At 45.7% G+C, this 26,264-nt stretch carries 32 protein-coding genes and 1 tRNA gene; 26 read left to right on the plus strand and 7 right to left on the minus strand.

What is annotated here, in order from left to right; translation table 11 throughout:
- The 4 genes from AACQ49_RS15860 to AACQ49_RS15875 all read left to right on the plus strand — a co-directional run.
- A partial coding sequence (locus tag AACQ49_RS15860) for a TIGR03756 family integrating conjugative element protein (RefSeq protein ID WP_161779161.1) occupies window positions 1-794 on the plus strand: 794 nt, incomplete at its 5' end.
- 14 nt (window positions 795-808) lie between these two features.
- The gene (locus AACQ49_RS15865) at window positions 809-2,251 is read left to right on the plus strand and encodes an integrating conjugative element protein (RefSeq protein WP_046334519.1); all 1,443 of its coding nucleotides are present in this window, start codon (window positions 809-811) and stop codon (window positions 2,249-2,251) included.
- Window positions 2,252-2,590 (plus strand): hypothetical protein, encoded by a 339-nt coding sequence (locus AACQ49_RS15870; protein ID WP_000160224.1) that lies wholly within the window; start codon window positions 2,252-2,254, stop codon window positions 2,588-2,590.
- On the plus strand, window positions 2,587-4,101 hold the full coding sequence (locus AACQ49_RS15875) for a conjugal transfer protein TraG N-terminal domain-containing protein (RefSeq protein WP_161779162.1): 1,515 nt from the start codon (window positions 2,587-2,589) through the stop codon (window positions 4,099-4,101). The genes AACQ49_RS15870 and AACQ49_RS15875 overlap by 4 nt, the downstream gene beginning before the upstream one ends.
- Window positions 4,102-4,143: 42 nt before the next feature.
- On the opposite strand, the gene AACQ49_RS15880 is transcribed toward AACQ49_RS15875, so the two are convergent.
- A complete protein-coding gene (locus AACQ49_RS15880) occupies window positions 4,144-4,551 on the minus strand; it encodes a DUF3742 family protein (protein WP_004239694.1) in 408 nt (135 codons plus the stop codon).
- 342 nt (window positions 4,552-4,893) lie between these two features.
- On the opposite strand from AACQ49_RS15880, the gene AACQ49_RS15885 reads away from it, so the two are divergent.
- The 17 genes from AACQ49_RS15885 (at window position 4,894) to AACQ49_RS15965 (ending at window position 17,225) form a co-directional block, all read left to right on the plus strand.
- Entirely contained in the window at window positions 4,894-5,193 is a 300-nt protein-coding gene (locus AACQ49_RS15885; protein ID WP_046334521.1) for a hypothetical protein, read from the plus strand.
- The gene (locus tag AACQ49_RS15890) at window positions 5,193-5,432 is read left to right on the plus strand and encodes a hypothetical protein (RefSeq protein WP_046334522.1); all 240 of its coding nucleotides are present in this window, start codon (window positions 5,193-5,195) and stop codon (window positions 5,430-5,432) included. Before AACQ49_RS15885 ends, AACQ49_RS15890 begins: the two co-directional genes overlap by 1 nt.
- Window positions 5,433-6,430: 998 nt before the next feature.
- The gene (locus AACQ49_RS15895) at window positions 6,431-7,339 is read left to right on the plus strand and encodes an integrase domain-containing protein (RefSeq protein WP_004252296.1); all 909 of its coding nucleotides are present in this window, start codon (window positions 6,431-6,433) and stop codon (window positions 7,337-7,339) included.
- Between the two features lie 7 nt (window positions 7,340-7,346).
- Complete coding sequence (locus AACQ49_RS15900) at window positions 7,347-7,958, plus strand: SGNH/GDSL hydrolase family protein (protein WP_000861660.1); 612 nt, start codon at window positions 7,347-7,349, stop codon at window positions 7,956-7,958.
- Window positions 7,955-8,083, plus strand: coding sequence for a hypothetical protein (locus AACQ49_RS15905; protein WP_012368430.1), 129 nt, complete (start codon window positions 7,955-7,957; stop codon window positions 8,081-8,083). The genes AACQ49_RS15900 and AACQ49_RS15905 overlap by 4 nt, the downstream gene beginning before the upstream one ends.
- Window positions 8,084-8,306: 223 nt before the next feature.
- Complete coding sequence (locus tag AACQ49_RS15910; RefSeq protein ID WP_004245735.1) at window positions 8,307-8,669, plus strand: hypothetical protein; 363 nt, start codon at window positions 8,307-8,309, stop codon at window positions 8,667-8,669.
- Between the two features lie 119 nt (window positions 8,670-8,788).
- Window positions 8,789-9,067, plus strand: a complete 279-nt coding sequence (locus AACQ49_RS15915) for a hypothetical protein (protein ID WP_161779163.1) — start codon at window positions 8,789-8,791, stop codon at window positions 9,065-9,067.
- Between the two features lie 418 nt (window positions 9,068-9,485).
- A complete protein-coding gene (locus tag AACQ49_RS15920; RefSeq protein ID WP_223302951.1) occupies window positions 9,486-9,656 on the plus strand; it encodes a hypothetical protein in 171 nt (56 codons plus the stop codon).
- 96 nt (window positions 9,657-9,752) lie between these two features.
- Window positions 9,753-10,109: a hypothetical protein gene (locus AACQ49_RS15925; RefSeq protein ID WP_004239684.1), complete on the plus strand. Its 357-nt coding sequence runs from the start codon at window positions 9,753-9,755 to the stop codon at window positions 10,107-10,109.
- Between the two features lie 110 nt (window positions 10,110-10,219).
- Window positions 10,220-10,732 carry a hypothetical protein gene (locus AACQ49_RS15930; protein WP_000542402.1) on the plus strand — a complete coding sequence of 171 codons (513 nt, stop codon included), beginning with the start codon at window positions 10,220-10,222 and terminating at the stop codon, window positions 10,730-10,732.
- The gene (locus AACQ49_RS15935) at window positions 10,732-11,379 is read left to right on the plus strand and encodes a hypothetical protein (protein ID WP_161779164.1); all 648 of its coding nucleotides are present in this window, start codon (window positions 10,732-10,734) and stop codon (window positions 11,377-11,379) included. Before AACQ49_RS15930 ends, AACQ49_RS15935 begins: the two co-directional genes overlap by 1 nt.
- Window positions 11,380-11,531: 152 nt before the next feature.
- Window positions 11,532-12,506, plus strand: coding sequence for an ArdC family protein (locus tag AACQ49_RS15940; RefSeq protein WP_012368428.1), 975 nt, complete (start codon window positions 11,532-11,534; stop codon window positions 12,504-12,506).
- A 9-nt stretch (window positions 12,507-12,515) separates the two neighbouring features.
- On the plus strand, window positions 12,516-12,815 hold the full coding sequence (locus tag AACQ49_RS15945) for a TA system toxin CbtA family protein (protein ID WP_001038587.1): 300 nt from the start codon (window positions 12,516-12,518) through the stop codon (window positions 12,813-12,815).
- 84 nt (window positions 12,816-12,899) lie between these two features.
- A complete protein-coding gene (locus tag AACQ49_RS15950; RefSeq protein WP_046334524.1) occupies window positions 12,900-13,901 on the plus strand; it encodes a DUF1281 domain-containing protein in 1,002 nt (333 codons plus the stop codon).
- Between the two features lie 143 nt (window positions 13,902-14,044).
- A complete protein-coding gene (locus AACQ49_RS15955) occupies window positions 14,045-14,371 on the plus strand; it encodes a hypothetical protein (RefSeq protein ID WP_042197653.1) in 327 nt (108 codons plus the stop codon).
- A gap of 118 nt (window positions 14,372-14,489) precedes the next feature.
- On the plus strand, window positions 14,490-16,139 hold the full coding sequence (locus tag AACQ49_RS15960) for a TraI domain-containing protein (RefSeq protein ID WP_237612830.1): 1,650 nt from the start codon (window positions 14,490-14,492) through the stop codon (window positions 16,137-16,139).
- Window positions 16,140-16,154: 15 nt separating this feature from the next.
- A complete protein-coding gene (locus tag AACQ49_RS15965) occupies window positions 16,155-17,225 on the plus strand; it encodes a tyrosine-type recombinase/integrase (RefSeq protein WP_000654298.1) in 1,071 nt (356 codons plus the stop codon).
- A gap of 233 nt (window positions 17,226-17,458) precedes the next feature.
- Here the strand turns inward: AACQ49_RS15965 and AACQ49_RS15970 are convergent.
- The 4 genes from AACQ49_RS15970 to mutY form a co-directional block, all read right to left on the minus strand.
- Window positions 17,459-17,534 (minus strand) — tRNA-Phe (locus AACQ49_RS15970).
- Between the two features lie 261 nt (window positions 17,535-17,795).
- Window positions 17,796-18,866, minus strand: coding sequence for a membrane-bound lytic murein transglycosylase MltC (mltC, locus tag AACQ49_RS15975; protein ID WP_004244838.1), 1,071 nt, complete (start codon window positions 18,864-18,866; stop codon window positions 17,796-17,798).
- A 62-nt stretch (window positions 18,867-18,928) separates the two neighbouring features.
- Window positions 18,929-19,201 (minus strand): oxidative damage protection protein, encoded by a 273-nt coding sequence (locus tag AACQ49_RS15980; RefSeq protein WP_161779165.1) that lies wholly within the window; start codon window positions 19,199-19,201, stop codon window positions 18,929-18,931.
- Between the two features lie 30 nt (window positions 19,202-19,231).
- Complete coding sequence (gene mutY, locus AACQ49_RS15985; RefSeq protein ID WP_036919900.1) at window positions 19,232-20,272, minus strand: A/G-specific adenine glycosylase; 1,041 nt, start codon at window positions 20,270-20,272, stop codon at window positions 19,232-19,234.
- Window positions 20,273-20,487: 215 nt separating this feature from the next.
- On the opposite strand from mutY, the gene trmB reads away from it, so the two are divergent.
- The 5 genes from trmB (at window position 20,488) to AACQ49_RS16010 (ending at window position 24,444) form a co-directional block, all read left to right on the plus strand.
- On the plus strand, window positions 20,488-21,207 hold the full coding sequence (gene trmB / locus AACQ49_RS15990; RefSeq protein WP_004244835.1) for a tRNA (guanosine(46)-N7)-methyltransferase TrmB: 720 nt from the start codon (window positions 20,488-20,490) through the stop codon (window positions 21,205-21,207).
- Complete coding sequence (locus AACQ49_RS15995) at window positions 21,207-21,533, plus strand: YggL family protein (RefSeq protein WP_004244834.1); 327 nt, start codon at window positions 21,207-21,209, stop codon at window positions 21,531-21,533. The genes trmB and AACQ49_RS15995 overlap by 1 nt, the downstream gene beginning before the upstream one ends.
- A 76-nt stretch (window positions 21,534-21,609) precedes the next feature.
- Window positions 21,610-22,536, plus strand: a complete 927-nt coding sequence (gene glsB, locus AACQ49_RS16000) for a glutaminase B (protein WP_004247376.1) — start codon at window positions 21,610-21,612, stop codon at window positions 22,534-22,536.
- A 72-nt stretch (window positions 22,537-22,608) separates the two neighbouring features.
- Window positions 22,609-23,346, plus strand: coding sequence for a DUF2884 family protein (locus tag AACQ49_RS16005; RefSeq protein ID WP_161779166.1), 738 nt, complete (start codon window positions 22,609-22,611; stop codon window positions 23,344-23,346).
- Window positions 23,347-23,493: 147 nt separating this feature from the next.
- Window positions 23,494-24,444 (plus strand): siderophore ABC transporter substrate-binding protein, encoded by a 951-nt coding sequence (locus AACQ49_RS16010; RefSeq protein WP_004247378.1) that lies wholly within the window; start codon window positions 23,494-23,496, stop codon window positions 24,442-24,444.
- A gap of 102 nt (window positions 24,445-24,546) precedes the next feature.
- On the opposite strand, the gene hemW is transcribed toward AACQ49_RS16010, so the two are convergent.
- Complete coding sequence (hemW, locus tag AACQ49_RS16015; RefSeq protein WP_004244830.1) at window positions 24,547-25,677, minus strand: radical SAM family heme chaperone HemW; 1,131 nt, start codon at window positions 25,675-25,677, stop codon at window positions 24,547-24,549.
- On the minus strand, window positions 25,670-26,263 hold the full coding sequence (locus AACQ49_RS16020; protein ID WP_004244829.1) for an XTP/dITP diphosphatase: 594 nt from the start codon (window positions 26,261-26,263) through the stop codon (window positions 25,670-25,672). Before AACQ49_RS16020 ends, hemW begins: the two co-directional genes overlap by 8 nt.
- Window position 26,264: the final 1 nt, after the last annotated feature.

Consider the following 26,264-nt stretch of genomic DNA (forward strand, 5'->3'; position numbering starts at 1 on the left):
GCCGTATCCGGACATCTGTCCGGGTGTCACATTTTATTCCGCAGGCGGTGGTCTCGGCCTACCATGCCCCGGGTGAAAACCCGTGGCGGGAAATGTCACTGGTCAGCGGGGCGGCCGGCGGGATTGAAAATGCCGTGACCGGCGTGCTGAGCGGGGTATCTGCCGGGGGCGGAAACAGTGAACAGAAGTTTGAGGCAAAACGTAAAACCGCCCTGCACTTTTTTTATGCGGATGCTATCGGTCATCCGGCAACCACCCTTATCGGCGGCAGTATTCCGGGGTATTCCTGTGACAGCGCAGCCACACCGCTGTTTCCTTATTACCTGAGCACGCTCGACAGTGTGCCGTGGCGGCTCGGTGTGCCGGAAATGGCGTATCCGGAAGCGATAATTCCCGGGAAACGGGAAATCGGGGGGCAGAGCCGGGGCAACATGTGGGGAAATCTCTATCCGCGCAGCGGTTTTGTCAACCAGCAGGACGGGGATAAAGCGGCGGCTGTGGTGGCGCAGCGCGTGGCAGATATTATGACCCGCACCGGGCAGGCGCATACCTATGTGCCCCTGAAAGGCAACCGCCGGGATGGCTATTGGCCGCCGGACGCGGTGACGGAGAATACCGGGACAAAAAACCATAAATGGCAGCGCCTGTCGCCGGGGCTGAAAAACAGCTGTGCGGTGTTTCCGGATGAGGGCGGAGCACAGGCACAGGACGGTAATTATGCCTGGGCATTGTGGCAGCCGTACAGCTGCTGCAAGCGCATGGGGCAAAAATTTCTGTACAGCACAACGTTTTAAGCAGGGATTTTAAGATGATGAAAGCAAAACGACACACGTTTTTTCCGCCGGCGCTGACACTGATGGTGTTATGCAGTGTACCGGCATTTTCTGTCCGGGCCGGGCTGGATTTTTCTGCCGGTGCGAATGATATCGGCTACGGCGCAAATGTTTCCGGCGCGGTCTCCGACAAACTGTACTACAACCTGGGCGGCGGCACGGTGTTATCCCAGCCGCCGGGGCGCAGTAATCTGCAACGTCTGGGGATGAGCATGGGCTGGAACAGTGATCTGATGTGCGGCAATTTTGATATCAAAACCACGGTGGGCAACCAGCTGAACGGGGTGACAGCCGGCTTTAAGAATCTGATGAGTGAGGTGATCCAGAATGCCACCGGGGCGGTGGCCAGTCTGCCGGCGATGGCTATCCAGCGGGCGAATCCCGGCCTGTATGAAATGCTGACCAACGGGGTGTTGCAGGCTAATGTGGCGTTTGATAAGGCGCAGCTGAACTGTCAGAACATGGCTAAACGGATGATGGACTTTTCAGAAAATAATCAGTGGACGCAGGCGGCGATCCTCGAAGAAGCAAAGAATATCATCAATAACAGTGACGGGGATGCGGTAAAAACTGACCAGCAAATTCAGCAAAGCAGTGGCGATAAAGGGGTTGTATGGATAGGCGGGAAACAGCGCGGTGGGGTTGGTCAGCCTGCGATTCAGCCGGCGCAGGATTTTGCACAGGCCGGCTTTAATATCATGAACGGTCTGCCGGCAACCAGTACGGCCCCGGTGCCGGCCAGCCAGTGTAACGGAGCCGCTTGCAGGCGCTTTGCCAACAGTGAGGAAGCCGCTCAGGTGGTCACACAGGTGCTGGGCAGCAAATCGGTCCGCACCTGCACCAATCCGGCGGATTGTCAGAGCGGCGGTGAGGCGGAGCAACCGGGCAGTTCCCAGCCGGGAACCGGGCTGGCACCGGTGCTGGAGACCACCACCCGGGAAAATTTGGAACAGCTGCATAAACTGGTGAACAGCCGGGGCGCGGTCGGGGCAGCAGAGTTGGCGAAACTGAAAACCGGCAGCCTGACGGTCTCCCGGGGGGTGATTGAAGCGCTGCGCCGGGATCCGGATAAAACGGCATTAACACAGCGTCTGGCCGGTGAGCTGGCGATGGCGGACACGATGGAGCTGGCGCTGACGATGCGCCGGATGCTGATCACCGGCCAGGGGGAGCCGAATGCCGGTAATTTTCCGAAAGCCCAGGAGATCGGTAACCAGTCGGTTGACCAGCTGGATCGCGAAATCGGGATGCTGCAAACGGAAATGGAAGTGCGTAAATCCATTGCCAATAACGCGATGCTGACGGTGATTGAGCGTGATCAGCAACGGACACAGGCGAACCCTGCCACCCAGACCCCAGATAATACGGATGTGCGTGTACAGGGACTGGAGCAAAACAGTGACACCGGAGGACGTTAAATGACGAAAGGAAAAACCGGGCGCCGGTTATGGCCGGTGCTGAAAGTAACCGGGCTGACCCTGCTCAGTATGGTGGTGTTGCTGGCGGTGGCTCAGCTGGGGCTGAGTTATTACGGTGAGGCGGACAGTCTGCGCCGGGCGTTTTACCGTGCCCGCTGGTTCTGGCTGGTCTGGCGGTGTGTGTTGTACGGAGCCGTGGCGGTTGGATTATGGAAACTGTATCACCACCCGAAAGTCAGTGAGACGGCCCGGCGCAGTCTGAAACGCAGCGGGCTGGCGATGGCCGCCTTTGTGGCGGTGAGTGAATGGTCAGTCTGGGCGGGAGGTGACGGCTTATGATGACAAACAGTTATCTCGAGTATTTTCTCACGCTGCTGGCCTGGGTGGTGAATAACGGATTGTGGTCGGTACTGACCAGCACCGGGCTGTTTGCGCTGCCGCTGGTCTTTAAAGTGCTGGGGATCTGGCTGAAAGTGCGGGAAGAGGGGGAGGATGAGGGTAACAAAGGTTCACTGGCAATTGTGCGTATCGAGAACGCGCTTTACGGCGCCTTTGTGGTGATCCTGTTTTGTTGTGTGCCGTTGATGGAGGTGAGTGTCAGTACCCTGCAATTTGATACCAGCCGGACCAAAACCTGCGGCACCTGGACCCCGGTGAAGCCGGCGGAATCCGGTTACAGCGGCGTGGTGTCGTCACTGGATAATCAGACAGCCAAAATCCCGCTGTGGTGGATGCTGGTACATAAGCTGTCGAAAGGGGTGACTCAGGCGGCGGTGGCCAGCATTCCGTGCCGGCCGGATTTGCGTCAGGTGCGTTTTGAGGTGCAGCACAGCAACATTAAAAATCCGGCGCTGGCTGCCGCACTTCAGGATTTTACGGATGACTGTTACTCACGTGCCCTGTATGACTGGAAAGCGAAAGATCAGGGAAAAACACAGGATGAAAAAACGTTACAGGATATCACCTGGATAGGCTCGGCCACCTTTATGAAAGGGGAATATCATCAGATCCAGTCACGGACACCGCGGGCGGGCTTTCCCTGGGATGCCGACCGGGATGACGGGTATGCGAATGTCAACGGCAACGGTTACCCGACCTGTTATCAGTGGTGGAATGATGCGAATGCAGGGTTACTGAAACTTGTCAAAGAGCAGACCGATGAAGGGATGTGGCTGCGTGCCCGGGCGGCGATGAAGCTGATTAATAAAAACTCGAAAGAGTTTGAGGAGGCCATCGTCCGCCGGCTGGTGAGTCCGGCGAATCTGGATGTCTCCGGCGGCCGGGTATACCGGGGATACGGGGGTAATGCGGATATGACGGTGATGAATGAGCTGGCCAGAATGGGAGGGGGAGCCGGGACTTCGCTGGCGTCACTGGGGGCATTCCCTGCCTTTGATACGATGCGACAGTCCTTACCGATGGTGCAGGGGCTGATGTTAATGGCGGTGTATATCATGATCCCGATGGTGCTGATGTTTTCGGCGTATGAATTTAAGACGGCGATAACGGTGACGTTTGTGATATTTGCGCTGAACTTTCTGACATTCTGGTGGGAGCTGGCACGCTGGATAGACAGCTGGATGATGGAGGCACTGTATAATTCCGATACGCACAGTCAGTGGAATATTAACGGGCTTCAGAACACGTCTGATGATGTCATTATGAACCTGGTAATGGGAACGATGTTTTTGGTGTTGCCGGCGTTGTGGTTGACAGCATTTGGTTGGGCTGGAGCTAAAGTTGGGTCCGAGCTAGGTAATATGACATCTAACGCGACTTCACCTGCGCATAGTGCGGGGGGGAAAGGAGGACAGTTAGCAGAACAAGCTATTTCTAAAAAAGTTAACTAATAATATTTTGAAGCCAGCTGCAAAATTTAGTTTTGTGGCTGGCTAATCTTCGTCAATATTTATTCCGTTCATATAATATCCAAAACCTTGGTTGCCATTTCTAAAGTCGTCACTATTGCCAACGAGATTGGATTGCCATTCATTATTGTTATCAGTGGATTGAATGTTATTTCCTGAAGAAATATCAATGTGTTCTATTACAGAAAATAAAATCACCAACGCTCCAAAGGTAAATAGGATGTACAAACTGAAATAAGCCAGTAACGCGATGACTGCGAGAGTTATAGATACCAGTGGAATATGCCCCAGCCAACCCGGCATATTTTTGCTTTTGGCGCTTGCCACACAGTTCTTATCGAAAGCCTTCAATTTTTTGATTAGCCATTTTGCTTTATAAGCTGCTTTTATGCCCCAGCGTTCTCCTCTGGAAGCGGCTGTTTTATCACTCATTTCCCCCTCCGGTAATCAGTGAGTCTGATTTATCTCATGCTTGTCGTCTATCGTTAATACAATTTTAGGTCGATTTTTAATCATTGTCTACATCTTGTGAGTTATGCACATATCCACGGTCACCAAGCCAGTGCAACCCGATGCCAACAAGCAATCGGGTAAACGGGAGCGTACAGGGCATCGGCCCTGATGGTGGCGGTGGGTATGTGTATAACTTTTTTGTTGCCTTCATATAAAAATCTTATTCTTTCATCTGGATGGATTTATTGAATTTGATTTTTTATGTCAGTTTAAGTAAGTTTTTAATATGTATCCGAGTCCTTGTATATAGGAGATGATAATATGAATTTTATTTTTTGGTTTGTGGTCTTAATAGGGGCGGGGTATTTGTGGAGGAGGAGGGGTTGGTTCAGTAAAATAAGGAAGCAATACTCAAGGAGAAAAACAACATTAAATGGTAACAAAGGATGTTTATATAATAAAAAAAATGACAATGATGCTTTGGAAGGTAATAGGGATTGTAATAATTTTTATTCTGAGAATAAAGAAAGTTTCTTTTGGTTAATGATCGAGAGAGGTATTAAATTTTACAGAAAAGAATATTTGACTACGATTACTGAAAAAAATATTATGATAAGTTAGTGAGCTGGTTTGGTGAGAAATGTTATATACATTGTCAGGTTAGTTTAGGGAGTTTATTTATATTCCCAAAACAAAAAAATTTTACTGATGAAGAACAAAAACGTTTTTTTTCTGTTTGTAATAGAATGTCCTTGGATTTTATTTTAACATCTAAAACTAATATGCCCTTCTTACGTGTTTCTGTTGACTCTATGAAAAATAAACCGCCTGTTTGGGATGTTTATGATAAATCCAAATAAAAACATATCTGATTGTTGAGTTTTCGTGATTAAAGATGGCATTGATTATTAATACGATGAAGAACCAACAAGGGGATATTTAATAAAGAGAAAAAGGAGGATGTAAAATATTCTCCTTTTTCTTTATCGGGTATTGACGAAAAAAGAAAGTTTGATTAAATTTACCACGTTACACCGTTGCTTAATGCAACATTGCCAATGCTTCGGTTGTCTGAGAGAAGCGCCTACGGGTGATTGCCACTGCCAATCCTCGGGTCATCTGAGACGAGGGCCTACGGGCGATGACAGAACTCCGTTCGTCCTTGAAATCGACGGAGGGTGATAACAGAATAGCGTTATCATCAGGATTAACTGCACTTCAGTGACCATGTCACAGCTATCCGGTCACCCGGATATCCACAAAAAAGCAGAGTATGCGATAACGTGTATCTGCCTCTTCTGATGTGTTCTGACGAATACGTCCTGCTTTCTGCAACCTTTGTATGCCCGGTATGACGCGTTTCCATTGCGCAGCTTTGGAAAGCGGCATCTTCGGAGCAATACATTGAGCAGCAGAATGATGGGCGTGCGTCACTTTCGTCAAGTGAAACGAAGACAAAGTGACGCACGCAAGTGCATACGCTCAGAACGCTTCAATACTGGTCTTACAGCAAAACTGACAATCTGACAGACATGTAATGCATTGCTCAGAACGGCTGAAAGTCTTTCAACGCTCAACGTTTATATGATGATAAAAACGTATAACATTATGAAAAAAGGAGAAAAAACGACACGATACCAAGGCGACGTCAGGAAACTGACGGACGGAGGTGCCCTGATAACGGGGGCCGGTCTGATGACCGCAAACAGTTCAGAGAACTGATTTGATACCTCTCAACAACTCAACCTTTTATCGCCCCGGTGCTCAGGTATCTGTCAGGTCGCAGGATGCGCAATATAAAACCGTCGCGCCGGGAAAAGGTAACCAGTTGAGAGCGAAAGAGGCGGAGAATCAGAGAATGTCCAGAAGAGCAAAAGCCCTGTCCCGTGAAATGCATATCCTTGCACGTCAGGCCGGAGGGAGCTTTAAAACCATTGCAGACCGGGTCAAAATTGCAGAACGGGTTGCGGCAGAGCTGGCCGGGTTGAATATTCAGATACGATCTGTTGAGCAACTGAAATCCCGCCATATTGAAATGTATATCCATGCCCGCAGAGAACAGAATATCAGTTTACGCAGCTGTCAAAACGAAATGTCGGCTATCCGGGCGATATTTCGTGTTGCCGGACGTCATAAACTGGCTGACCCTAAACATGAGCGCCTCAGTAATGAGGCGCTGGGGCTTTCAGGTGCCAGCAGGGCTGGCACCCGTACCGCGATATCGGACGAGCGCTTTCACGAAGCGCTCGCTCGGATTGAGCCTTATGATCAGGGGGTGGCATTAACTATGCAGTTATCCCGTAGTCTGGGATTGAGAAATGAAGAAGCCGTGCAGTCAGTAAAATCATTACGGACCTGGCAACAGGCGCTTAAAAACGGTAAAGATCGCGTTCATGTGGTTTTTGGGACAAAAGGAGGCAGACCCCGTGAAGCATTAGTGCCGGATAAAGCCCGTGTATTAACATTAATTAATAAAGCCATTGAATATGCGGATAAACATAACGGTTATTTAATTAATCGTCCGTCATTACATTCTGCCAAAGATCGTTATATTAATGTGATGCGACGGATAGGCGGATTTATTCACGAAGAATCAAATCATGGTTTACGGTATGCCTATGCTCAGGATGTTGAAAAATATTATCTCAGTCAGGGATTCAGTCAAAAGGAAGCCTATGCATTAACCTCCATGGATTTAGGGCATGGTGACGGTCGTGGCGATTATATTAAACGGGTTTATAGTCAGAAAGGGGATATTGAGGAATAAGATAAAAATGAAAGTCTGTTTAATTATTTTGTTTATTAATTTTGCTTTTTGTTTTCCGTTAATGGCGAAGACGTTATTTTTAGGTGATTCATTAACGGCTGTTTATGAAATGTCAGCAAAATATGTTTTGGATGAAAAAATAAAAACAGAATATGTTTCCGGTTCGGGGTTAATAAATAAAAGTAAAAAAGATTGGATCGCTTTCGTGAATAATTTCGATTTGCGGGAGTTTGATAATGTGATTATTAGTCTCGGAACAAATGATTTTGTTCAATATGGTTCGGATGAATGGCTGAAATATTACAGTCTGGTATTTCAATTCATTGCTGAAATTCAAAGTGAAAATCCATTAGCGACAATTGTCTGGATATCTCCACCACATTTAAAAAATCCGGAACATGAACGTTATTTAATACATACCCGGCATATAATTAAACACAGTGCGATGTTATTAAATATTCATTATCTGGATATTAATCAGCCTCATATATTAGGAACGCAATGGCAATCTGTTATTCATAATGAAACTGTACGAACTGATGATGGAATACATATTACCCGTAAAGGGGGAGTACGGGTGATCAGAGAAGTGGTAAAAATCCTGAATGGGCAGGATTGACAAAGATAAAAAAACGGCTAAAAATGAATCTGCTTATCTCGTTGCGTAATGCAACTTGCCAATGCTTCGGTTGTCTGAGAGAAGCGCCTACGGGTGACAACAATGCCAATGTTCCGGCAATCTGAGAGGAACGCCTACGGGTGATTGCCACTGCCAATCCTCGGGTCATCTGAGACGGGAGCCTACGGGCGATGACAGAACTCCGTTCGTCCTTGAAATTGACGGAGGGTGATAACAGAATAGCGTTATCATCAGGATTATTTTTACGCAACGCTTCATATAACCTGCCCGCTGACGGGGAAATCACCCGTCATCAGGGAATTTCTCCGTTTTTTCAGGAGAAATTCAATGAAGGTATCTACATTTCCGGAATCGTCTTTTTTTGACGATCTGCACTCTCTCACGCAACTGCATCACCTCTCAGGTGAGCTCGACATGGTTCTTGCTTTTGTCCGTCTGGATATTGGCGAGCACCCGGACGAAGATAATTTTCCGCCAAACTTCTGGATAATCAGTGCCGTTGCAGAGCAACTGGGCGCGTTATCTGTGGAGGCTGATTTTACCCGTCCACATCTTGAGAAAATGGTCCGCGCTGTCTGGAAAGCGGCTGAGCAAACGCCTTATGCGTCTGACTTTCGCCGTATCTACAACGATGCGATCAAAAATGCACAGTTTGAAGATCCGGTTGAAGCGCTGATGTTTGGTGCTTAACGGCGGACATTCACTGATTTTATGACCCATACGGGAAAACATCCCGTGAGGGCTGTATTCCCTTATCTGAGGATAGCCCTTATGACTCTTTTACATTGAATTATGGTGTTGCCCACGTAATGTCTGGTATTGCCAGTTATTTATTTCCGCATTCCAGTGTTTCTCAGCAACTGAAGGCCGTTGCTAATGATGCCCGGATGCTGAAAATCACCGCAGAAGAACTGGAGGTGATACGTTTGGACGAAAAACGGATGTATCAGAGCGGAGATTACAGAGAACTGCCGTTTATTGAGCTTGATTTGTATACAACGGCATTTCGTTTTGGCGCCCTGATTTACTATGGACTCGCAAACCGGTGCCCCCGCATTTTTGCTTCACCGGCTGACAGTCATCGCTGAGCGGCTCGATCCGGAAATCTGGAATGAAGCCTGGCGCTGGGGTTACCGCTGCTGCCTGCAACACGAAAATGAAAAGCATGTAACCGACTGATTTAACGGACTCACAGGTGTCAGTCAGCTACCCTGAAATGGGGCTGCTTCCATTTACTGATCAGGTTTGATAACCATGATTTATGGCATTACCCGCGGACTGTTCTTTGTGGCCGATCACGTCTGTCGCTATTCCCGGAGTTGGGAATGGCTGATGTGGCTGGTTGAGGAAGCCCGGACACTGCGAAATGTTGAGGCTGATTTGAAACTGGCTGAAAGGTATGCCGGTGAGCAAAACCGCCCTCATTCCATTTCGCTGATGAAGTGTACGCTTTATGATGCCGGATTTGCTTACGGCAGATTATTACTGTGGCGTGCGGATGGTCTGATGAGACCCTGGCCGGCATGTCTGCTTCGCCGTTTACCGGATATCGGTCAGCGGATTGATGCAGTGATCTGGCAGAAAGGCTGTGAAGCCGGCTTGGATGAGACCGTCAGTGAATGGATGGCAATGGAGATGGCTGATGAATACCTTGTCGGTATCGAACTGAGCGACTGATTTGCCGGCATTCATTCTTTTTTTACTTACCTACCCGACGGGGAAACTCCCCGTCAGGTGGACGTTTCTCCGTCTTTTTTTACCGGAGAAACACACATGTCTGTTTTACTGCCAGAAAACAAACCGTTTTCATTTCTGAGTCTGATCATGCAACGGCTGTACCGTTTTTATGACCGTATACCGTTTGTTTCGTCAGGGATACCCGGTGAATTACCGTGGATAAGTAACCGAACCGGCCGGCGCGCTTACCGTGCGACGGTGGTGAAAGTGAATCCCCGGCAGTTCAGGATCCGCATTACTGTACGTCTGGGCGCGCATTCGAAAGAATACCGCTTTCATTCGTTGATAACCTCGCTGGACAGCAGGACATTTTGTTCCATAAAAGCGGCCTCCCGTGCCGGATTTGCACTGACATACCAGCTGGCACAGGTGCGTTATGCCTGGTGTCGCTGATTTGTTGTACTGATAGCACCATTGACTTTTTGTTATGACCCCGCCCGGCGGATTGATTTCCGTCAGGAGATGAATCCGCCATTTTTTTAATCAGAATGAGGATTTATCACATGGGATATACACATTATTTTACACAAAAACAAAGCGTTGACCCCCTGATGTGGCAGAACTTCCGTGAACATCTGGACAAGCTCTATCACCACTATCTGGCCAATCCCATATCCGCAGAGCAGATTTGCGGCGGATACCCAGATAAACCTATTGTGTTGTGTGATGGCCTGGAGGAAAAACGGCTGAATGATGGCTCATTATTCACCGACGACGGTGAGGCGCTTTGTTTTAACGGTAATGCGGCTGATGACATGAATCATGAGACGTTTATTGTTCAGCGCGAAATCCCCGTAGAGGACTACTGGGATTTCTGCAAGACAGCATACAAACCCTATGACGTGTTTGTAGTCGCGGCATTACTGTTGTTGTACAACCTGTGCCCGGGATATTTTTCGGTCTCTTCTGACGGGGATATCCGGGACTGGCAGCCGGTGCTGGACTATGTCAGTCAGGTATTTCCTTATCTTATCCTGACGTTACCGGAAGGGATAGGTTTACCGGAGGCAGGATAATGGCCAGAGCCTGTACGATACGGGAACTGATAGCGGATTTATCCCGCTGCAATCCGGAGGCATTCGTCTTGTGTGAGATGTGGTTCCCCGATGATGTTACCTATGTTGATGAAACGGCTTGTCCGGCAGAGACACGGGCAACATTAACGCATGTTGCACATCATTTTGATGCGGAGCTGGGGATCAACTGGGACACGCTGGCGTGTGCGTTATCGTGTGTCAGAGATGCTGAGCAGAAGGGACTCGATATTTACTTTTATGCCAGTGAAAAGCGTGGTACAGACAAAAGCCGGATACCCGCCTCACGTTACGCAGAAGCGGACAGCGACGGCGATATTGAAGTCGGGTATTTCCGTAAGGTTAATGCGCTGTTTAAGTGGGTGCATGACCATATCGGGGCTTTTGAGAACTGTGAAAAGGTGCTGGTGACAGAGGCCCATCTGCGGGCTTTACAGCAGGACTTGCAGGCACTGACACCGGAAAACTGTCAGACACGGTTCCCGACCACTGAGGGCTTTTTCTTTGGTTCAACGGCTTATGATGAGGCGTACTGGGCTGATGTGGAAAGCGTCAGACGCTGGCTGTCAGAGATAACGGAGACGTTTGACTTTGACGCAGAGTCACTGTTTTTTGTGGCCTGGTGGTAATCAGGTAAGGTGTTTCCCCGGGAAGCACTGAACACATTTTAATCAGTGTTTCCACTGGAAACGCCGGTTGAAAATTAACCATATTGTTTTTTCACCTGATGGTGTATCTCACCGTCAGGACGGGATACACCTTTTTTATTGAGGGTATTCCGATGAAAAAATCTGACCGTAAACGCCGTCCGGCAGCGGATAAGCCGGTTCGCGATATTTATCAGGAAGTGACTGACCGTATTGTGGCCGCGCTGGAAAAAGGCACCCGTCCGTGGAAACGACCATGGCGGCCGTCGGAAGGGACAGGCACCGGTTTTCCGGTGAACGCCCTGACCGGTCATTCCTACCAGGGGATAAATGTGCTGCTGTTATGGTTGTCGGCGGCGGAGCAGGGCTTTGGTTACGATATCTGGCTGACTTACCGTCAGGCACAGCAACTGGGTGGCCATGTCCGTAAAGGCGAAATGGCGACGAATACTGTGATATTCAAACCGGTGAAGGTGCCGGCAAAAGACCGTCACGGTGAGCTGCTGCGGGATGAACACGGTGAGGTGGTGATGACGGAGGTGCCGATGATAAAGGCGAATCCGTTATTTAACATAGCCCAGTGTGATGACCTGCCGGCGCATTTTTACGAAAACCGGCGACTACCCGGAGAGGAGACAGCAGGGATAACCCTGCCGGCCACGCACCGGGTGCTGGATATCCTGAATGCCAGCGGCGTGAAGGTGACCAGTGCGGCGCAGAACCGGGCGTATTACAGTCCGTCACAGGACCGGATTGTGATGCCGCTGTCGTCACAGTTTGACCGGAATGCCGATTACCAGGCCACCTTACTGCATGAGTTGGTGCACAGTACCGGTCATCCGTCTAGGCTGGCCCGTGAAGGCATCACCTCATCGTCCCTGAAGTTTGGTGACCCGCTGTACAGTTTTGAGGAGCTGGTTGCGGAAATGGGCAGCGCTTTTCTTTGTGCGCAGTTAAGCGTCGAGGGAGAAGTGAACCATGAAAGCTATCTTGACAGCTGGCTGCGGGTACTGAAATCGGACAAAAAAGCGTTGTTCCGGGCCGCCGGGCAGGCCCGCCAGGCCTGTGAGTTTTTACTGAATGTGGCCGCATCCCGACAGGCCGCGTAGGAGACTGCGATGAACAAAATGACCATTATCCGCTTTCAGTTACTGGTACATCAGTTACTGCAAGTGCATTACGGCATTACGCTGAGTGATACCGGATTGTCCGATGATGCTGAGGTGTCCCGGATGATTGAACTCGGGATATCGCCGGTATCGGTGGTCAACCGTCTGGTGGATAAGTACCACCTGGATAAACTGAATGCATCCTGTTATCTGCCGGCATCCCCGTATGTCAGTGACAGCGATGCCTTACTTGCACAGGCTCAGCTGAGCGGTGCCATTAACCCGGATGTCATGCCGGATAATCCTTAACGATTAACGACTGACATCTTTCCCGTGAGGGCTTGTTCCTCACGGGATAAGCCCTCTTTTTTATTCTGAAAAGAGGACATCATCATGCCAAACTGGTGCTCGAACCGACTTGACATCACCTTACACAACGCGGCGGATATGCCGGCTCTTAAACACTGGATATATGCGGATGATGGGATACCCGCCTGGCAGACGGCGATAGCACAAAGTCTGCATTTGTTGCTGGCCGGCTGCGCGGGGATACTGAAACCGGTCAGACCGCTGTCTTTTCCGCCGTTACCGGAACTGACTTCATACGGTGCAACCGGGCCTGTTTCCCCGGGAAACACGGCTTTCACGCACTGGGTTGACCTGCTGATGACTGCACCGGATTTGACACCGTCATGTTGTCAGCAAATCCATCAGTGGTATCAGATATGGTTATCTGAAGGCGGGGCGTACCATTCCTGGGACTCGCTGACGGCGACGCAGAAAGCGAGACTGTCCCCGTTGTTATCGGGAAGCAGTTTTGACTGGCTTAACCGGTTTACCGGAGAGGATGAGAGCCGGGTGGCGACAGCCTGGGAGGATATTCAGTACCTTCGCAGTACCGGAGAAGCCATACCGATGGATATGCGGACTCTGTTACCGACCAGCCTTGCGGCTGAATTACACGGTTTTAACGGCTGTTTATGGAAAACACCGGAGGTCATCTGGCGGCAGGCGCGCTGGCAGGCGTTTGCCCCCGGTAACAGTACATATCACCTTTATCAGTGCCGTTATGGTGTGAAATGGCCGAACGGCAGTGGTTTTCACTGTATTGATGGCGGGTATGCGACGGAGTTATCCGCAGAGTTTGATACTCCGTGGGGGCCGCCGTCAGCAGCGGTTTTGTGTGCTCTGTCTGCGCGTTTCCGCTGTCAGGTCCGTCATGTCTATGCCGAAGAAGGCTGTGGTTTCTGCGGATACAGCGAGTATGACCATGGCCGGTTAACCGACCATGAATCTGATGAGATTGAGTTCAGTGATGAAGAGAATGAGGACGGTTTCCAGGATGTGACGGGACCGGACTATATTCTTGATTCATTGCCACATTACGGAGGGTGAGGTTTCCGTACTGATTTAACTGACTGAAAACCCGGTAGTGATACCGGGTTTTTTTATTTTTTTCGGAAAACTAATTTCGGCTTTTGTTTTATTCCCGCATTGTTATCGTGATGCCGTCATTGAATGAGATGGGGGAGAGTGTGATGAGATGTGAATTTGGGCAGGGTGTGAGGGAGTGGGCTCAGGATTTTTGGAATGAAATTCTGTTTCCTTTTTTTGTCACAGCCGGACTTTTGTTGCCACTGATTCTGGTTGTGGGCGTTTTCCTGGTCTGGGATGAACAGCGCCAGGCTGAGCGGGGGCGTTATTACCTGACGGAATGTCAGTTGGTGGAAAGAAACAGAAATGCGGGCTTCTGGTCAGGTCGGGAAAATATTCTGCAATGCGGAATGACCCGGGAGCATGTGAATGCGGACGCGTATGAAAAGGCCATCCGTGCCTGGCAGCAGAAACAGACAGAGACAGAATAATAAAACATTATTCATGTAATCTTCTGTTTTGTTGCCGGAATTATTTTTGTGGATGAGTTAACGTAATGAAAATAAGGTGCATTTATTATTTATTCTTATCCTGATATTAAAATAATTTATGTTTTATTTAATGTTGCGTTGTTGTTTTTACCGAATTAAAGAGGCAGTAACACCGATGTTACCGTGGTTTCGTAAATCGCTTTCCCGGAAAGCGGAAGAGAAAACATTGCGTGTTTCCCCGGGAAACACGCAGGAAAGGCCATTATTTATCCGTGACAGTGACGGCTTTTATTTACCGCAGGCAGCTGACGTATTGCTGACCACACCGCAGCGGCAAAACTGGTTACAGCAAATCAGCCGGGTGGTAGCGTTACCGGATAACCAGTACCGGGCACTTTGCCTGTCTCCTTTGCAGACGCTGGCAGAACGACTTCAGTGTGTGCCGGCATCAAAAACCGGGAAATATGCCGGCGAAGGGGGATTGCTGGATTTAACGCTGAATACGACAGCCTGGTGTATGCGGATGTCCCAGAAAGAGATGCTGCCCCGCGGGCTTCCGTCGGAAGAGCAGAGCCGTCAGTTCAGCGCCTGGAATGTGTGTGTTTTTTATACCGGACTGTTTTACTGGTTACCGTTAACGGCACAGTTTGAGGGACAACTGAACAGCCTGTCGGCGTGGCAGCCGGGGATGAGTGTGCCCACCGTACCGTATCGTTTTCGCTTTCATGAGCCGATGCCGGATATGACGCATTTTCGCCGGACGACGGGGGCCATGATGGCTTTCCGGCTATTACCGGAGAAGGTAATCCACTGGTTGTCGGGTACACCAAAGGCGCTTCAGGCGTTGTCTGACGTGGTGACCGAGCAGGTAAACGGTGATAATGATTTACAGCGTGTGCTGAATGAGGCTCTGGCTGCGTTCCCCGCCGGTGCATTGCCGGCATTTTCTTCCGTTGTTTCTATGTCAGCGCCTGATGCTTCGTCTTCAGTGCTATCAGGGCAGCCGGAGAATGATATCGCGTCATCGGCGCCTGCTGAATTGGCGCAAAAGCCACAACCTGAAACTCCGTCTGTAACATCTGTATTGCCTCCGGAGTCTGTTACTTCAGAAAAAACAGAGAACGGAATTCACTGCGATATACCGCTAATGGTAGTTGCAGAAGCAGAAGGTGCGGTTGTCCATGGGGCACTTGATTCTGCTGATGAAAAAACTGTCTCAGATATGTCTCCTCCGTTATCTGAGGATATGAAATATGCACTTGAATTATCAGGTTTAATGCCGGAAATCTTATCTGATACTCAGACGGGCAATCGTGATGAGAAGGATGAACAGCGCGAAAACTGTCTGAGTATAAAAAATGAAGGAGAGGCTTTCTGGGCGTGGTTTAAGTCCGGATTATTGGGCGGAAAACTGGCAATAAATACGCCGGATGCGAAGGTTCACTGTGTCATGGAGTATTTGTTTTGCCAGAGTCCGGCTGTTTTTTATCAGTACATACAGGAGGCGGGTAAAAATCCGGATGATATCGGCCATATTATTTCTTCTTTTGAATCCCTTAAATTGCACCGGATTATTCGTCATGATACCCGACAAACAGGGCATTTCAGGGCTCGAATTTATGGTGAAAAACTGAATCCGCTGAGTGATAACAAAACATTAATTACGTTATCCCATAAAAAAATCAATGGTTACATGATTAAAGGACGTCAGATTTTTGGCATGAATATGCCGGAGGAATCATTGTTTATTCGTATTGTCGGAAGTTAAAAGCAGGAGGTGTTTATGAAAGATAATCACAGTTCTGATGAACATCAGCAGAAAGTGGATGTATGGGAGCAAATGCTGAGTAATTACTTTTACAATAAAGTATTACGGCCGGATACGGAGAAAACATACCGTAAGATGGTACGTCTTTTTCTGCGTTATTGCGGAGTTTGTGAAAATGCGTTACCGCTACCGGATGAAGTGACACATGAGCATGTGCTGAGATGGCGAAGAAATGAGCTGAATATTCAGAAAGTCCGGGAACGGACATGGAACACAAAAACCAGGCATATGCAGTCTCTGTATAATTATTGGATCAAAAAAGGGATTGTTTCACTTAAAGAAAACCCGTTCTCAGAAACACAAATTGAACCAGGTGAAAAACAGAAAAAAGTCTATACACAATCACAACTGAGAACGATTTATCGTATTCTGGAACAATTTCAGCAACAGGAAAATATGCTGCCACCTGATCAGGCTCACTTTCAGGCATGTGCGGTTTATCCCACTCGATTCTGGTTTGCTGTGCTGGAAACGCTGAGGCTGACGGCTATTCGTTTTAACCAGCTGATTAACCTGCATATTGGCGATCTGGATTTTGAGGAGTGTACGATCACATTGCGCAGTGAAAGCAGTAAAAATCACCGGGAATATCAGATTGCTTTTGTTCAGCCACTACGTTGTTTACTGGCGCCCTTGGTTGAGGAAATGCGTTGTCACGGGGCGGATAAAAACGATATTTTGTTTGATGTTCATCGTCTTTATCATAAACGACTATCCCGCTCTGAAACTCCACTCAGTCAGACGATACGTTCTTTTTTCCGTCGTTTATCAAAGGAATGTGGATTTCATGTCAGTCCCCATCGTTTCAGACATACACTGGCGACGACATTAATGAAACATCCTGAACGTAATATGCAATTGACGAAACAGATGTTAGGACACCGTAGTCTCTCTTCAACTATGGAATATATTGCTCTGGATGCATACAGTACAGTCAGGATCTTGGAGAATGAGTTAGGTGAGTTTTTAACAATGGGATTAGGTGGTGAACTTACAAGGCTAGCATCAAAAAGACAGAGGATGTGATATAAATAAAAAATATTTACACAAAGTTGACTATTTTATCAACTTTGTGTATAAGCTGGATTTGATTGAGAAGGGTGTTCTAGGAAAACACCCTTACTTGATAAATCATTGTCAACCACGTGAGAAGTCATGAACGTGATTACAACTGAAATTCAAGTTTTAACCGAGCGTTGGAGATCTCACTTCCAGCGACCGTGCTAGGGAAACGGTTACACCATTTCCGAAAGGAAAGATGGTGCCCGGACTCGGAATCGAACCAAGGACACGGGGATTTTCAATCCCCTGCTCTACCGACTGAGCTATCCGGGCAACGGGGCGTATTAAACCCGATCTCACCGTCTTCGTCAACGTTATTTATCACAAAACTGTTCAATCGCTGTTTTTTTAATCTCATTGATTAATAAAAGACTCTTTTTTTCACAAAATGAGTAAAAAGAGTACTGAAGTGATTTTTGTTGTCGCAGAGCAATAAAGAAAAAATGTAGCGAAGTGAACAAAAGTAGGGCACTGATAACAAAAAAAGCTTACCCAAATTGATTGGGTAAGCTTTATTTTTAAACATAATAATGGTTAACGATAGTTACGTTGTGCGGTGCTTACCTTTTCAAGATAACGCCGTGATTGGTCGGCCGGATGTTTATTGCGCAATGTCGTATAAACTTCCGTTGGCGCTAAGTTATTAATCATCGCGGCTGCTTTTTTCTTATCACTGTGGAAGATGCGTAAGACACTACCCGCACCACCATTATAAGCCTGTATCACCGCATAGCGACGAGAAACGGGATCTTTAATGTCACCTAAGTAGCTATTTTGTAATATCGAGATATACGCTGTACCAACATCGATATTATTTGCCGGATCAAATAAGTAACTGCGACTTGGCTGCCCTGATTTACCTTGCATACGAAATACATCTCGTCCGGCTGTTGCTGGCATAATTTGCATTAAACCTAGTGCATCTGAGCTACTTACCGCATAGGGGTTGAAGCTGGATTCAATTTGCATAATGGCAAGGATCAGGGAAGGTTCAACACCATACTTGGCCGCGGCTTGTTGTACATAAGGTAAATATTTATGTGCACGTTTATCTAAGTGGTTAGGTACTAAGTTAATAGTGACATACCAAATAGTGTTCAGCCCTGATTGACGTTTTTGTAATTTATTGGCAATTAGATAATCTGCAAATTTATTTGCTCGCCACTCCCAGCGTATAGGCTGCCCTGTATTATCAAGTACTTGTCCTAATAAAAAAGGCTCTGTACTGTGGGGAATATTATTTACATCAGAGTAGAGGTCGATAGAGCCGGGATCTTCTCCCATAAGCAATGTCGTGACAATCGCTTTATGTAATTGGAATTGAGGCGCGTCACCCCCTAGGGTTTCAATAGTGATAGTACCCGCTTCAAAATTAATATGGCTACGAGTTCTATAAGCGTCCGTATATTTTACGTAGTCTTTAGGGCCTGCGATTAATACTTCCTGCATTCCCCAAATCATCTCGATATTATTGGCAAATTGTCCCATTAATATATCGAATGCATTGGTGTCTTTGCTGTAATCAGGCTCAAAAGTTTTAGTGGGTTTACTACTACATGAGATGAGTAGAGGGGCGATAATCAGCAAGAGAAGGATTTTTTTCATGGTCTATTGCATCGCTCTGGTGAATAAAACTCCAGAGCCGTAATGGCTCTGGAAAATGGATATTATTTTTCAGGTGGTGTGTAGCCGTCAATATGAACATCGTGGCCTTCAAATAAAAATTTTACCATCTCTTGTTCTAATAATTTGCGATCGTCAGGATTCATTGTGTTGAGTTTTTTCTCATTGATAAGCATGGTTTGCTTTGCCATCCATTGACCCCAAGCTTCTTTAGAAATCTCATTGAAAATGCGTTTTCCAAGCTCTCCTGGATATAACTGAAAATCAAGTCCATCCGCTTCTTTATTTAGGAAAGTACAAAAAATAGTTCTACTCATAATAAATCCTCAAATATCGCCGGTATTAGCTTAGGCTAATTGTCTAAGTAAATTCTCTACAGGTGCCGCAAGCCCTACGCTTGCCGGGGTTTGTAAGTTATACCAAAGTCCTTGTTGCGCCTCCATCAGAGAAGTAAACGTGGAGAGTTTTACGCAAATTGGTACTATATCTAAATGAAAATGGCTAAAAGTATGTCTAAATGAAATTAATTGCTCAGTTTTGTTATTTTCAAGAGCATGTTCAGCTAGCCACTGTTCTAAAAGCATTTTTGTTTCAAACTGAGGAAAGGCGAACAGTCCTCCCCATATTCCTGCTGGTGGTCTTTTATCTAACCAGACCAGATTATCATATTGTAAAATAAGAAAATAAGTTGTTTTTTCCGGAATAGCCTTTTTAGGTTTTTTCCCCGGATAATCCGCCCAACTATGGTGAGCATAAGCAATACAACCTGTATTTAAAGGGCAAAGTTCGCATTTTGGTTTTGTTCGCGTACAAACCATTGCCCCTAAATCCATCATTGCTTGATTAAAATATTCAACCCCTTTGGTTGGGGTGACTTGTTCACTGATTTCCCATAATTTATTTTCAACTTCTTTTTTACCCGGCCAACCTTCTACAGCATAACAACGCGCTAAAACACGTTTTACATTGCCATCAAGAATAGGGTAAGGCTTTTTTAGTGATAGCGATAAAATAGCCCCTGCTGTAGAGCGTCCCACACCCGGTAAAGCACAAACGTCCTCAAAGGTATCAGGAAACTGTCCTTGATGCTTATCTACAATGTGTTGTGCCGCCTTATGTAAGTTTCTGGCGCGGGCGTAATAACCTAAACCCGTCCATAAATGTAGCACCTCATCAAGTGGCGCTTTCGCTAATGCGCTAACATTCGGAAAACGCGCAATAAAACGCTCAAAATAAGGGATCACCGTGGCAACTTGAGTTTGTTGTAACATCACCTCAGATAACCAAACGTGATAAGGCGTTTTTTCTTGTTGCCAAGGTAATGTTTTGCGCCCGTATTTGTGATACCAGTCGAGTACGACTTGCGAGAACTGCTGTGCTTCCATCATATTTTATTTTTAACTCAGATCTGTATAAGGGTAAGATTGCACCACAGAGAGCATAAACTGTAAACACCCTTAATATTTATCTTATAGAGTGATGCTTATATAGGTGACTCTTGCTAAAATTGGCTATCTTTGGATAATGTCGCTTAAATGTATACTATAACGACATTATAACGTTATTAAGTTAATAATTGGCCTAACGACTGACAGTATTAGACATGATCAAGAATGTAATTTCTCCGGAATTCAATGAAGAAGGGCGTGCTTTACGACGCGTTCGTAGTTTTGTTCGCCGACAAGGCCGTTTAACTCCTCGTCAGGAACAAGCATTAGAAAAGCAATGGCCTATCTTTGGCATTGAATATCAACCGGAACCTATCGACTTCAGTCAGGTTTTTGGACGTAACGCCCCTGTTGTTTTAGAAATTGGTTTTGGAATGGGCGCTTCGTTGGTGACTATGGCAAAAAATTCGCCAGAAAATAATTACTTTGGTATTGAGGTACATGCCCCCGGTGTAGGTGCTTGCCTTGCCAGTGCACAAGAAGAGAATATCTCAAATCTGCGAGTTATGTGTCATGATGCGATAGAAGTACTCAATCACATGATCCCAGATAATAGTTTACAGATGGTTCAGTTGTTTTTTCCTGATCCATGGCACAAAGCGCGTCATAATAAACGTCGTATTGTGCAAGTACCATTTGCAGAGTTAATTTTAACTAAATTAGCGCCAAACGGTGTTTTCCATATGGCAACAGATTGGGAACCCTATGCAGAACATATGCTTGAAGTTATGACAAGTGTTGATGGATATCAGAACTTATCAGAAACTCAGGATTATGTACCACGACCAGAAACACGCCCCGTGACTAAGTTTGAACAACGCGGTCATCGTTTAGGGCATGGAGTATGGGATCTTATGTTTAAGAGGGTAAAATAATGGCTAAACAGCGTAGTCGCCGTTTACGCAAAAAAATGCGTATCGATGAATTTCAGGAATTAGGTTTTTCAGTTAAATGGACGTTCCCAGAAAATACCCCTATTGAGGAGGTCGACAGCTTTGTTGATGACTTTATCCTTAATGTGATAGAGCCAAATGGGCTGGCATTTGATGCGAGTGGTTATCTGAGTTGGGAAGGCCTGATCTGTCTACAAAAAATTGGCAAATGTACCGAAGAGCATCGTCAATTAGTAGAAAACTACTTAAAAGAAAAAAATATGCAAGATGTACAGACCTCTGAACTATTTGACGTTTGGTGGGACTAATAAAAAGTTATACATTTTTAGCAAATAATCACAAGGGCATCCAACAGGATGCCCTTGTCTGTCTAGGGAATCAGCTGTGACTACAACGTTATCTAACGCATTATTGTCAGATATATTGCAACAAATTCGTCCTTTAATTGGGCAAGGAAAAGTAGCAGATTATATTCCTGCTCTCGCTCAAGTACCTGCTAATCAACTGGCTATGGCCGTGTATACGGTTGATGGTGAGCTTTATCAAGCGGGTATGGCCGATAAACGTTTCTCTATTCAGTCTATATCAAAAGTACTTAGCTTAACCCTTGCGTTAACACGTTATGATGAAAGCGAGATTTGGCAACGAGTAGGCAAAGAGCCTTCAGGATTACCTTTTAATTCGTTAATCCAGTTAGAAATGGAAAAAGGGATACCACGTAATCCTTTTATCAATGCTGGAGCGATAGTGATTACGGATATGTTGCAATCGCGATTAAGCGCGCCAAAACAGAGAATGTTAGAAGTTATTCGTGCACTGACGAATACAGCTGATATTTGCTATAACACCGTTGTGGCAAAATCAGAGATGGAACATTTAAGTCGCAATGCTGCCATTGCCTATCTGATGAAATCGTTTGATAATTTTGATAATGATGTTATCACCGTATTAGAAACCTATTTTCACTATTGCTCGATTGAAATGAGTTGTGTAGAGCTTGTTCGTTGTTTTAGCTACTTAGCGAATCAAGGAATATGTGTTGGAAGTAAAAATCAGATTATTACGCCAAGACAAGCCCGACAAATAAATGCGTTAATGTTAACTTGTGGTATGTATGATGGTGCGGGAGAGTTTGCTTTCCGTATCGGTATTCCCGGTAAGTCTGGGGTGGGAGGCGGTATTATTGCTGTGGTTCCTGATGCCTTTACCGTAGCAGTATGGTCACCAGAGCTGGATAAATCTGGTAACTCATTGGCGGGGTGTGCTGCCCTTGAATTATTAGCAAACAAAGTAGGGCGCTCAATATTTTAAGTGGCTGTAGACGCCAATAATGCGCAATGTTAGGTAAAAAAAGTAGTTCAATACGCTTCTAGGAGAGCGATTATGGGATTTAAAAAGTTGGTCGTTGCATTGGTTTTTGTCGCAAGTTCAGCCACTGCTGCACCCAGTTTTGACTGTGCTGTCACGCCAAAAGATGATTTACGTATTACACCTGAATTTGTTGAAGTGGCCGGCTCTAATGGTTTACTTGTTATTTATCCCGATGGCACGTTACTGCGCGATGAAAAGAGCGTCACACTAACCCCTGAGCAACAAGCTATTGCAAAAAAATATCAAGCGACAGTTAGGCAAGATATCCCTTGGTTAAGAAAAGAGACGGGAATTAAATTACAAGAGTCAAGAAAAGTACTGGATAAAGTTGTTATTGAAGCCTTTGGGCAAGATAGCCGTATTTTAAAGCGCTTAAGTGACTTAGAAAAAAATCTTAATCAACAAATGGATACTGTTATTTCGCTCAAGCCTGATAATGTCACATTCCATGCTCAAGCGATTAAACAGGTCGAAACCAAAGGGCGAGAAATAATTGAGAGTAGCCTTGGGGGGATGTTGCAAGATAGCATTAATGAATTAGGTCAAAAACAATTACTAGCTGCTGCGAGTGGTGATAGGAAAAAAGCCTTAAGTGGATTATTAGGTAATCTTGATGGTTTTCAACAAATCATCGGAAAAGAGTGGAAGCAACAAGAAGCTTCATTTAATCAATTTGGGCAGCAGGCATGTAATAAAATCACCCAAATGGAAAACCAACGTGTCGAATTGATAAATTCACTAAACAAATAGCTTTATCCTTATAGTAAATAAGAGTTATAGATTGTTGATTCACAATAGTTGAAAATAACAATGAAAATCATTCTTATTCGATTGACATGTAAAGTAAGCTGTTTAGAATGCCCTGCTTAAGTATTCCACTTAAACAGGGCTAAATTCATGAAAAAGATCCTTGCGTTAGTTACTGCCTCTCTTCTGTCAGTTAGCAGTTTTTCTGCATTAAGTAATACCTCAGTTACATACCAGCCTAATCAAATTGTTGAACAGCAAAATGATAAAGTTGTTATCAAGCACTTATTAGGTGAAACCGCAGTATCTAAAAATCCGTCTAAGGTTGTACTATTTGATTTTGGTCTATATGACTCTTTAGTTGCATTAGGTTTAGCGGATAAAGTGGTTGGTTTACCATTAGGAAATGCACCTGAATATATTAAAGGGCGTATTGCGAATGATGTAGCTAATGTTGGGGGAATGAAAGCCCCTGATTTTGAGAAACTCGCTGAGCTTAAACCTGATTTAATTATTATTACCGGTCGTCAAGGCGCTTCTTATGAGAAACTCACAAACATTGCCCCCACGATTAATTTAGGCGCAAATAGTGCGAATTATCTTGATTCAGTGGAAGCGAATATTCAATTAATAGGTGAATTATTTGATAAGCAACAAGCTACTCAAGCACAATTAGCAACATTGAATACCGTGATTGAACAGGCTCAGAAAAAAGCGGCAGGATCAGATAAAAAAGTGTTGGTCTTACTGCACAATGCAGGCAATTTAATGCCCAATAACCAAAGCGTGATTTACGATGTGGTTAAAGCGAAGAAAGCAGAATTACCACCTGTTGCTGAAGAAGAGAAAGGCAAACGTCGCGTGGTTACTTCTGAAATGATCGCCAAAGTAAATCCGGATGTTATTTTTATTATCGATCGCAGTGAAGCCATTGGTGCCGGTAAATTAGAGAAAAACACCTTTGAAAATGATGAAGTGAAAACAACTTCTGCTTATAAAAATGGTGGTATTGTTTATCTGCAATCTGATCTTTGGTATCTCTCTGGTGGTGGATTAGAAAGTCTTACTCAGCAAATTGAAGCGGTGCAAAGTGCACTTTAAAATCAGTGATAGTGGTTATAAGCGCCGATAAATAAATTATGCCCATAGTGTAAATGAACAGTATGGGCATTTGTTTATTAACGAAATAAGTGAATTATCGTATTAAAGAAAGAGTTCAAGTAATGAATTAAGAAACAGTTTACCGTGGGGCGTTATCTGCCAATGGGTTTCTGTTTCACTGATATAACCTAATGCGAGTGCTTCATCAATTTGCCTACGGATAGTCTCTTGTGCAAGCCCCGTGTAGTCGCTAAAATCTTGCCGAGGAAAAGCTTCTAATAACCGAAAACGGTTCATAAAAAATTCAAATGGACGGTCATCATTATCAACCCAATTTTGCTGGTGAAGATAACGTCCTGCCATAAAACCTTTAGGATGTTTGGTTTTTACCGTTCTCATAATTCGGCCATCGGCAAAACTTATTTTTCCATGAGCACCACAGCCAATACCTAAATAATCCCCAAAACGCCAATAGTTTAGGTTATGTTGACATTGAAAACCTGGCTTACAATAAGCCGATGTTTCATATTGTTGATATCCTGCTGCGGTAAGTAATTTGTCACCTTCAGAAAAAATATCCCATAACATATCATCATCAGGTAATTTAGGCGGACGGGAGCCAAATTGTGTATTGGGTTCAATAGTTAATTGATACCAAGAAAGATGTGGGGGAGATAAAGCGATTGCTTGCTGTAGATCTGAGAGTGCTTGAGATAATGATTGGTCAGGTAAGCCATGCATTAAATCAAGATTAAAGCTACGTAAGCCTAACTCTTTTGCTAGTCTCGCGGCATTTTTAGCTTCATCGGCATCATGAATGCGCCCTAAGCGGATCAGTTTATCATTACCAAAACTTTGTACGCCAATGGATATACGGTTAATTCCCGCCCGTTGAAAACCGGCAAATCGTTCAGCTTCAACCGTACCAGGATTGGCTTCCATCGTAATTTCAGCATCAGGAGCAACGGCTATGCGCTCTTTTACGCCATACAGTAAATCGGCCATTGATTCAGCACTTAATAGGCTTGGCGTGCCACCACCAATAAAGATAGTTTGCACTTCACGAGAGCCAACATGAGTAAGATCAGCATCTAAATCATTGAGCAGATGTTGCACATATTCCTGATGTGGAACTTCGCCTTTTAAGGTGTGAGAATTAAAATCACAATAAGGGCATTTTTGTACACACCAAGGAATATGAATATACAAACTTAATGGTGGTAACTTAAGCATTCTTAAGTGCATCCAACATTAGTTTTAGTGCTTTACCACGGTGAGAGTATTGATTTTTTTGCTCTCTGGTTAATTGTGCCGCAGTGCAATTTAGCTCAGGGATAAAGAAAATAGGATCATAACCAAATCCACCATCACCTTGCATTTCTTGAGTTAACACACCTTGCCAAATACCATGGAAAATCAGAGGAGTGGGATCGTTTTCATGGCGTAGATAAACTAACACACAGTTAAACTGAGCTTGACGTTTCTCTGCGGGAACATCTTTCATTGCTTCGAGTAATTTATCTACATTTTGCTGATCGGTTGCCTCAATACCAGCATAACGAGCAGAGTAAATGCCCGGAGCACCACCTAATGCATCAACCGAGATCCCCGAATCATCAGCTATAGCCGGTAAACCTGTTACTTTGGCAGCATGACGCGCCTTAATTAGTGCGTTTTCTACAAAAGTAAGACCTGTTTCTTCAACTGAGCCAACACCTAGCTCAGTTTGTGCGACAATATCTAAACCAAAATCAGCGAGTAATGAGGCTAACTCTGTTACTTTACCGGGGTTTCCAGTAGCAAGAACCACTTTTTGCATA

Origin of the sequence: Proteus sp. G2675, from assembly GCF_963886535.1 — a bacterium.
Taxonomy (GTDB): domain Bacteria; phylum Pseudomonadota; class Gammaproteobacteria; order Enterobacterales; family Enterobacteriaceae; genus Proteus; species Proteus mirabilis.

What these genes read in the sequence shown, in the direction of transcription:
- AACQ49_RS15865 (WP_046334519.1), top strand. Translation starts at nt 809, where the DNA reads ATGATGAAAGCAAAACGACACACGTTTTTTCCGCCGGCGCTGACACTG.
- AACQ49_RS15870 (WP_000160224.1), top strand. Translation starts at nt 2,252, where the DNA reads ATGACGAAAGGAAAAACCGGGCGCCGGTTATGGCCGGTGCTGAAAGTA.
- AACQ49_RS15875 (WP_161779162.1), top strand. Translation starts at nt 2,587, where the DNA reads ATGATGACAAACAGTTATCTCGAGTATTTTCTCACGCTGCTGGCCTGG.
- AACQ49_RS15880 (WP_004239694.1), bottom strand. Translation starts at nt 4,551, where the DNA reads ATGAGTGATAAAACAGCCGCTTCCAGAGGAGAACGCTGGGGCATAAAA.
- AACQ49_RS15885 (WP_046334521.1), top strand. Translation starts at nt 4,894, where the DNA reads ATGAATTTTATTTTTTGGTTTGTGGTCTTAATAGGGGCGGGGTATTTG.
- AACQ49_RS15895 (WP_004252296.1), top strand. Translation starts at nt 6,431, where the DNA reads ATGTCCAGAAGAGCAAAAGCCCTGTCCCGTGAAATGCATATCCTTGCA.
- AACQ49_RS15900 (WP_000861660.1), top strand. Translation starts at nt 7,347, where the DNA reads ATGAAAGTCTGTTTAATTATTTTGTTTATTAATTTTGCTTTTTGTTTT.
- AACQ49_RS15910 (WP_004245735.1), top strand. Translation starts at nt 8,307, where the DNA reads ATGAAGGTATCTACATTTCCGGAATCGTCTTTTTTTGACGATCTGCAC.
- AACQ49_RS15915 (WP_161779163.1), top strand. Translation starts at nt 8,789, where the DNA reads ATGTCTGGTATTGCCAGTTATTTATTTCCGCATTCCAGTGTTTCTCAG.
- AACQ49_RS15920 (WP_223302951.1), top strand. Translation starts at nt 9,486, where the DNA reads ATGAGACCCTGGCCGGCATGTCTGCTTCGCCGTTTACCGGATATCGGT.
- AACQ49_RS15925 (WP_004239684.1), top strand. Translation starts at nt 9,753, where the DNA reads ATGTCTGTTTTACTGCCAGAAAACAAACCGTTTTCATTTCTGAGTCTG.
- AACQ49_RS15930 (WP_000542402.1), top strand. Translation starts at nt 10,220, where the DNA reads ATGGGATATACACATTATTTTACACAAAAACAAAGCGTTGACCCCCTG.
- AACQ49_RS15935 (WP_161779164.1), top strand. Translation starts at nt 10,732, where the DNA reads ATGGCCAGAGCCTGTACGATACGGGAACTGATAGCGGATTTATCCCGC.
- AACQ49_RS15940 (WP_012368428.1), top strand. Translation starts at nt 11,532, where the DNA reads ATGAAAAAATCTGACCGTAAACGCCGTCCGGCAGCGGATAAGCCGGTT.
- AACQ49_RS15945 (WP_001038587.1), top strand. Translation starts at nt 12,516, where the DNA reads ATGAACAAAATGACCATTATCCGCTTTCAGTTACTGGTACATCAGTTA.
- AACQ49_RS15950 (WP_046334524.1), top strand. Translation starts at nt 12,900, where the DNA reads ATGCCAAACTGGTGCTCGAACCGACTTGACATCACCTTACACAACGCG.
- AACQ49_RS15955 (WP_042197653.1), top strand. Translation starts at nt 14,045, where the DNA reads ATGAGATGTGAATTTGGGCAGGGTGTGAGGGAGTGGGCTCAGGATTTT.
- AACQ49_RS15960 (WP_237612830.1), top strand. Translation starts at nt 14,490, where the DNA reads ATGTTTTATTTAATGTTGCGTTGTTGTTTTTACCGAATTAAAGAGGCA.
- AACQ49_RS15965 (WP_000654298.1), top strand. Translation starts at nt 16,155, where the DNA reads ATGAAAGATAATCACAGTTCTGATGAACATCAGCAGAAAGTGGATGTA.
- mltC (WP_004244838.1), bottom strand. Translation starts at nt 18,866, where the DNA reads ATGAAAAAAATCCTTCTCTTGCTGATTATCGCCCCTCTACTCATCTCA.
- AACQ49_RS15980 (WP_161779165.1), bottom strand. Translation starts at nt 19,201, where the DNA reads ATGAGTAGAACTATTTTTTGTACTTTCCTAAATAAAGAAGCGGATGGA.
- mutY (WP_036919900.1), bottom strand. Translation starts at nt 20,272, where the DNA reads ATGATGGAAGCACAGCAGTTCTCGCAAGTCGTACTCGACTGGTATCAC.
- trmB (WP_004244835.1), top strand. Translation starts at nt 20,488, where the DNA reads ATGATCAAGAATGTAATTTCTCCGGAATTCAATGAAGAAGGGCGTGCT.
- AACQ49_RS15995 (WP_004244834.1), top strand. Translation starts at nt 21,207, where the DNA reads ATGGCTAAACAGCGTAGTCGCCGTTTACGCAAAAAAATGCGTATCGAT.
- AACQ49_RS16005 (WP_161779166.1), top strand. Translation starts at nt 22,609, where the DNA reads ATGGGATTTAAAAAGTTGGTCGTTGCATTGGTTTTTGTCGCAAGTTCA.
- AACQ49_RS16010 (WP_004247378.1), top strand. Translation starts at nt 23,494, where the DNA reads ATGAAAAAGATCCTTGCGTTAGTTACTGCCTCTCTTCTGTCAGTTAGC.
- hemW (WP_004244830.1), bottom strand. Translation starts at nt 25,677, where the DNA reads ATGCTTAAGTTACCACCATTAAGTTTGTATATTCATATTCCTTGGTGT.
- AACQ49_RS16020 (WP_004244829.1), bottom strand. Translation starts at nt 26,263, where the DNA reads ATGCAAAAAGTGGTTCTTGCTACTGGAAACCCCGGTAAAGTAACAGAG.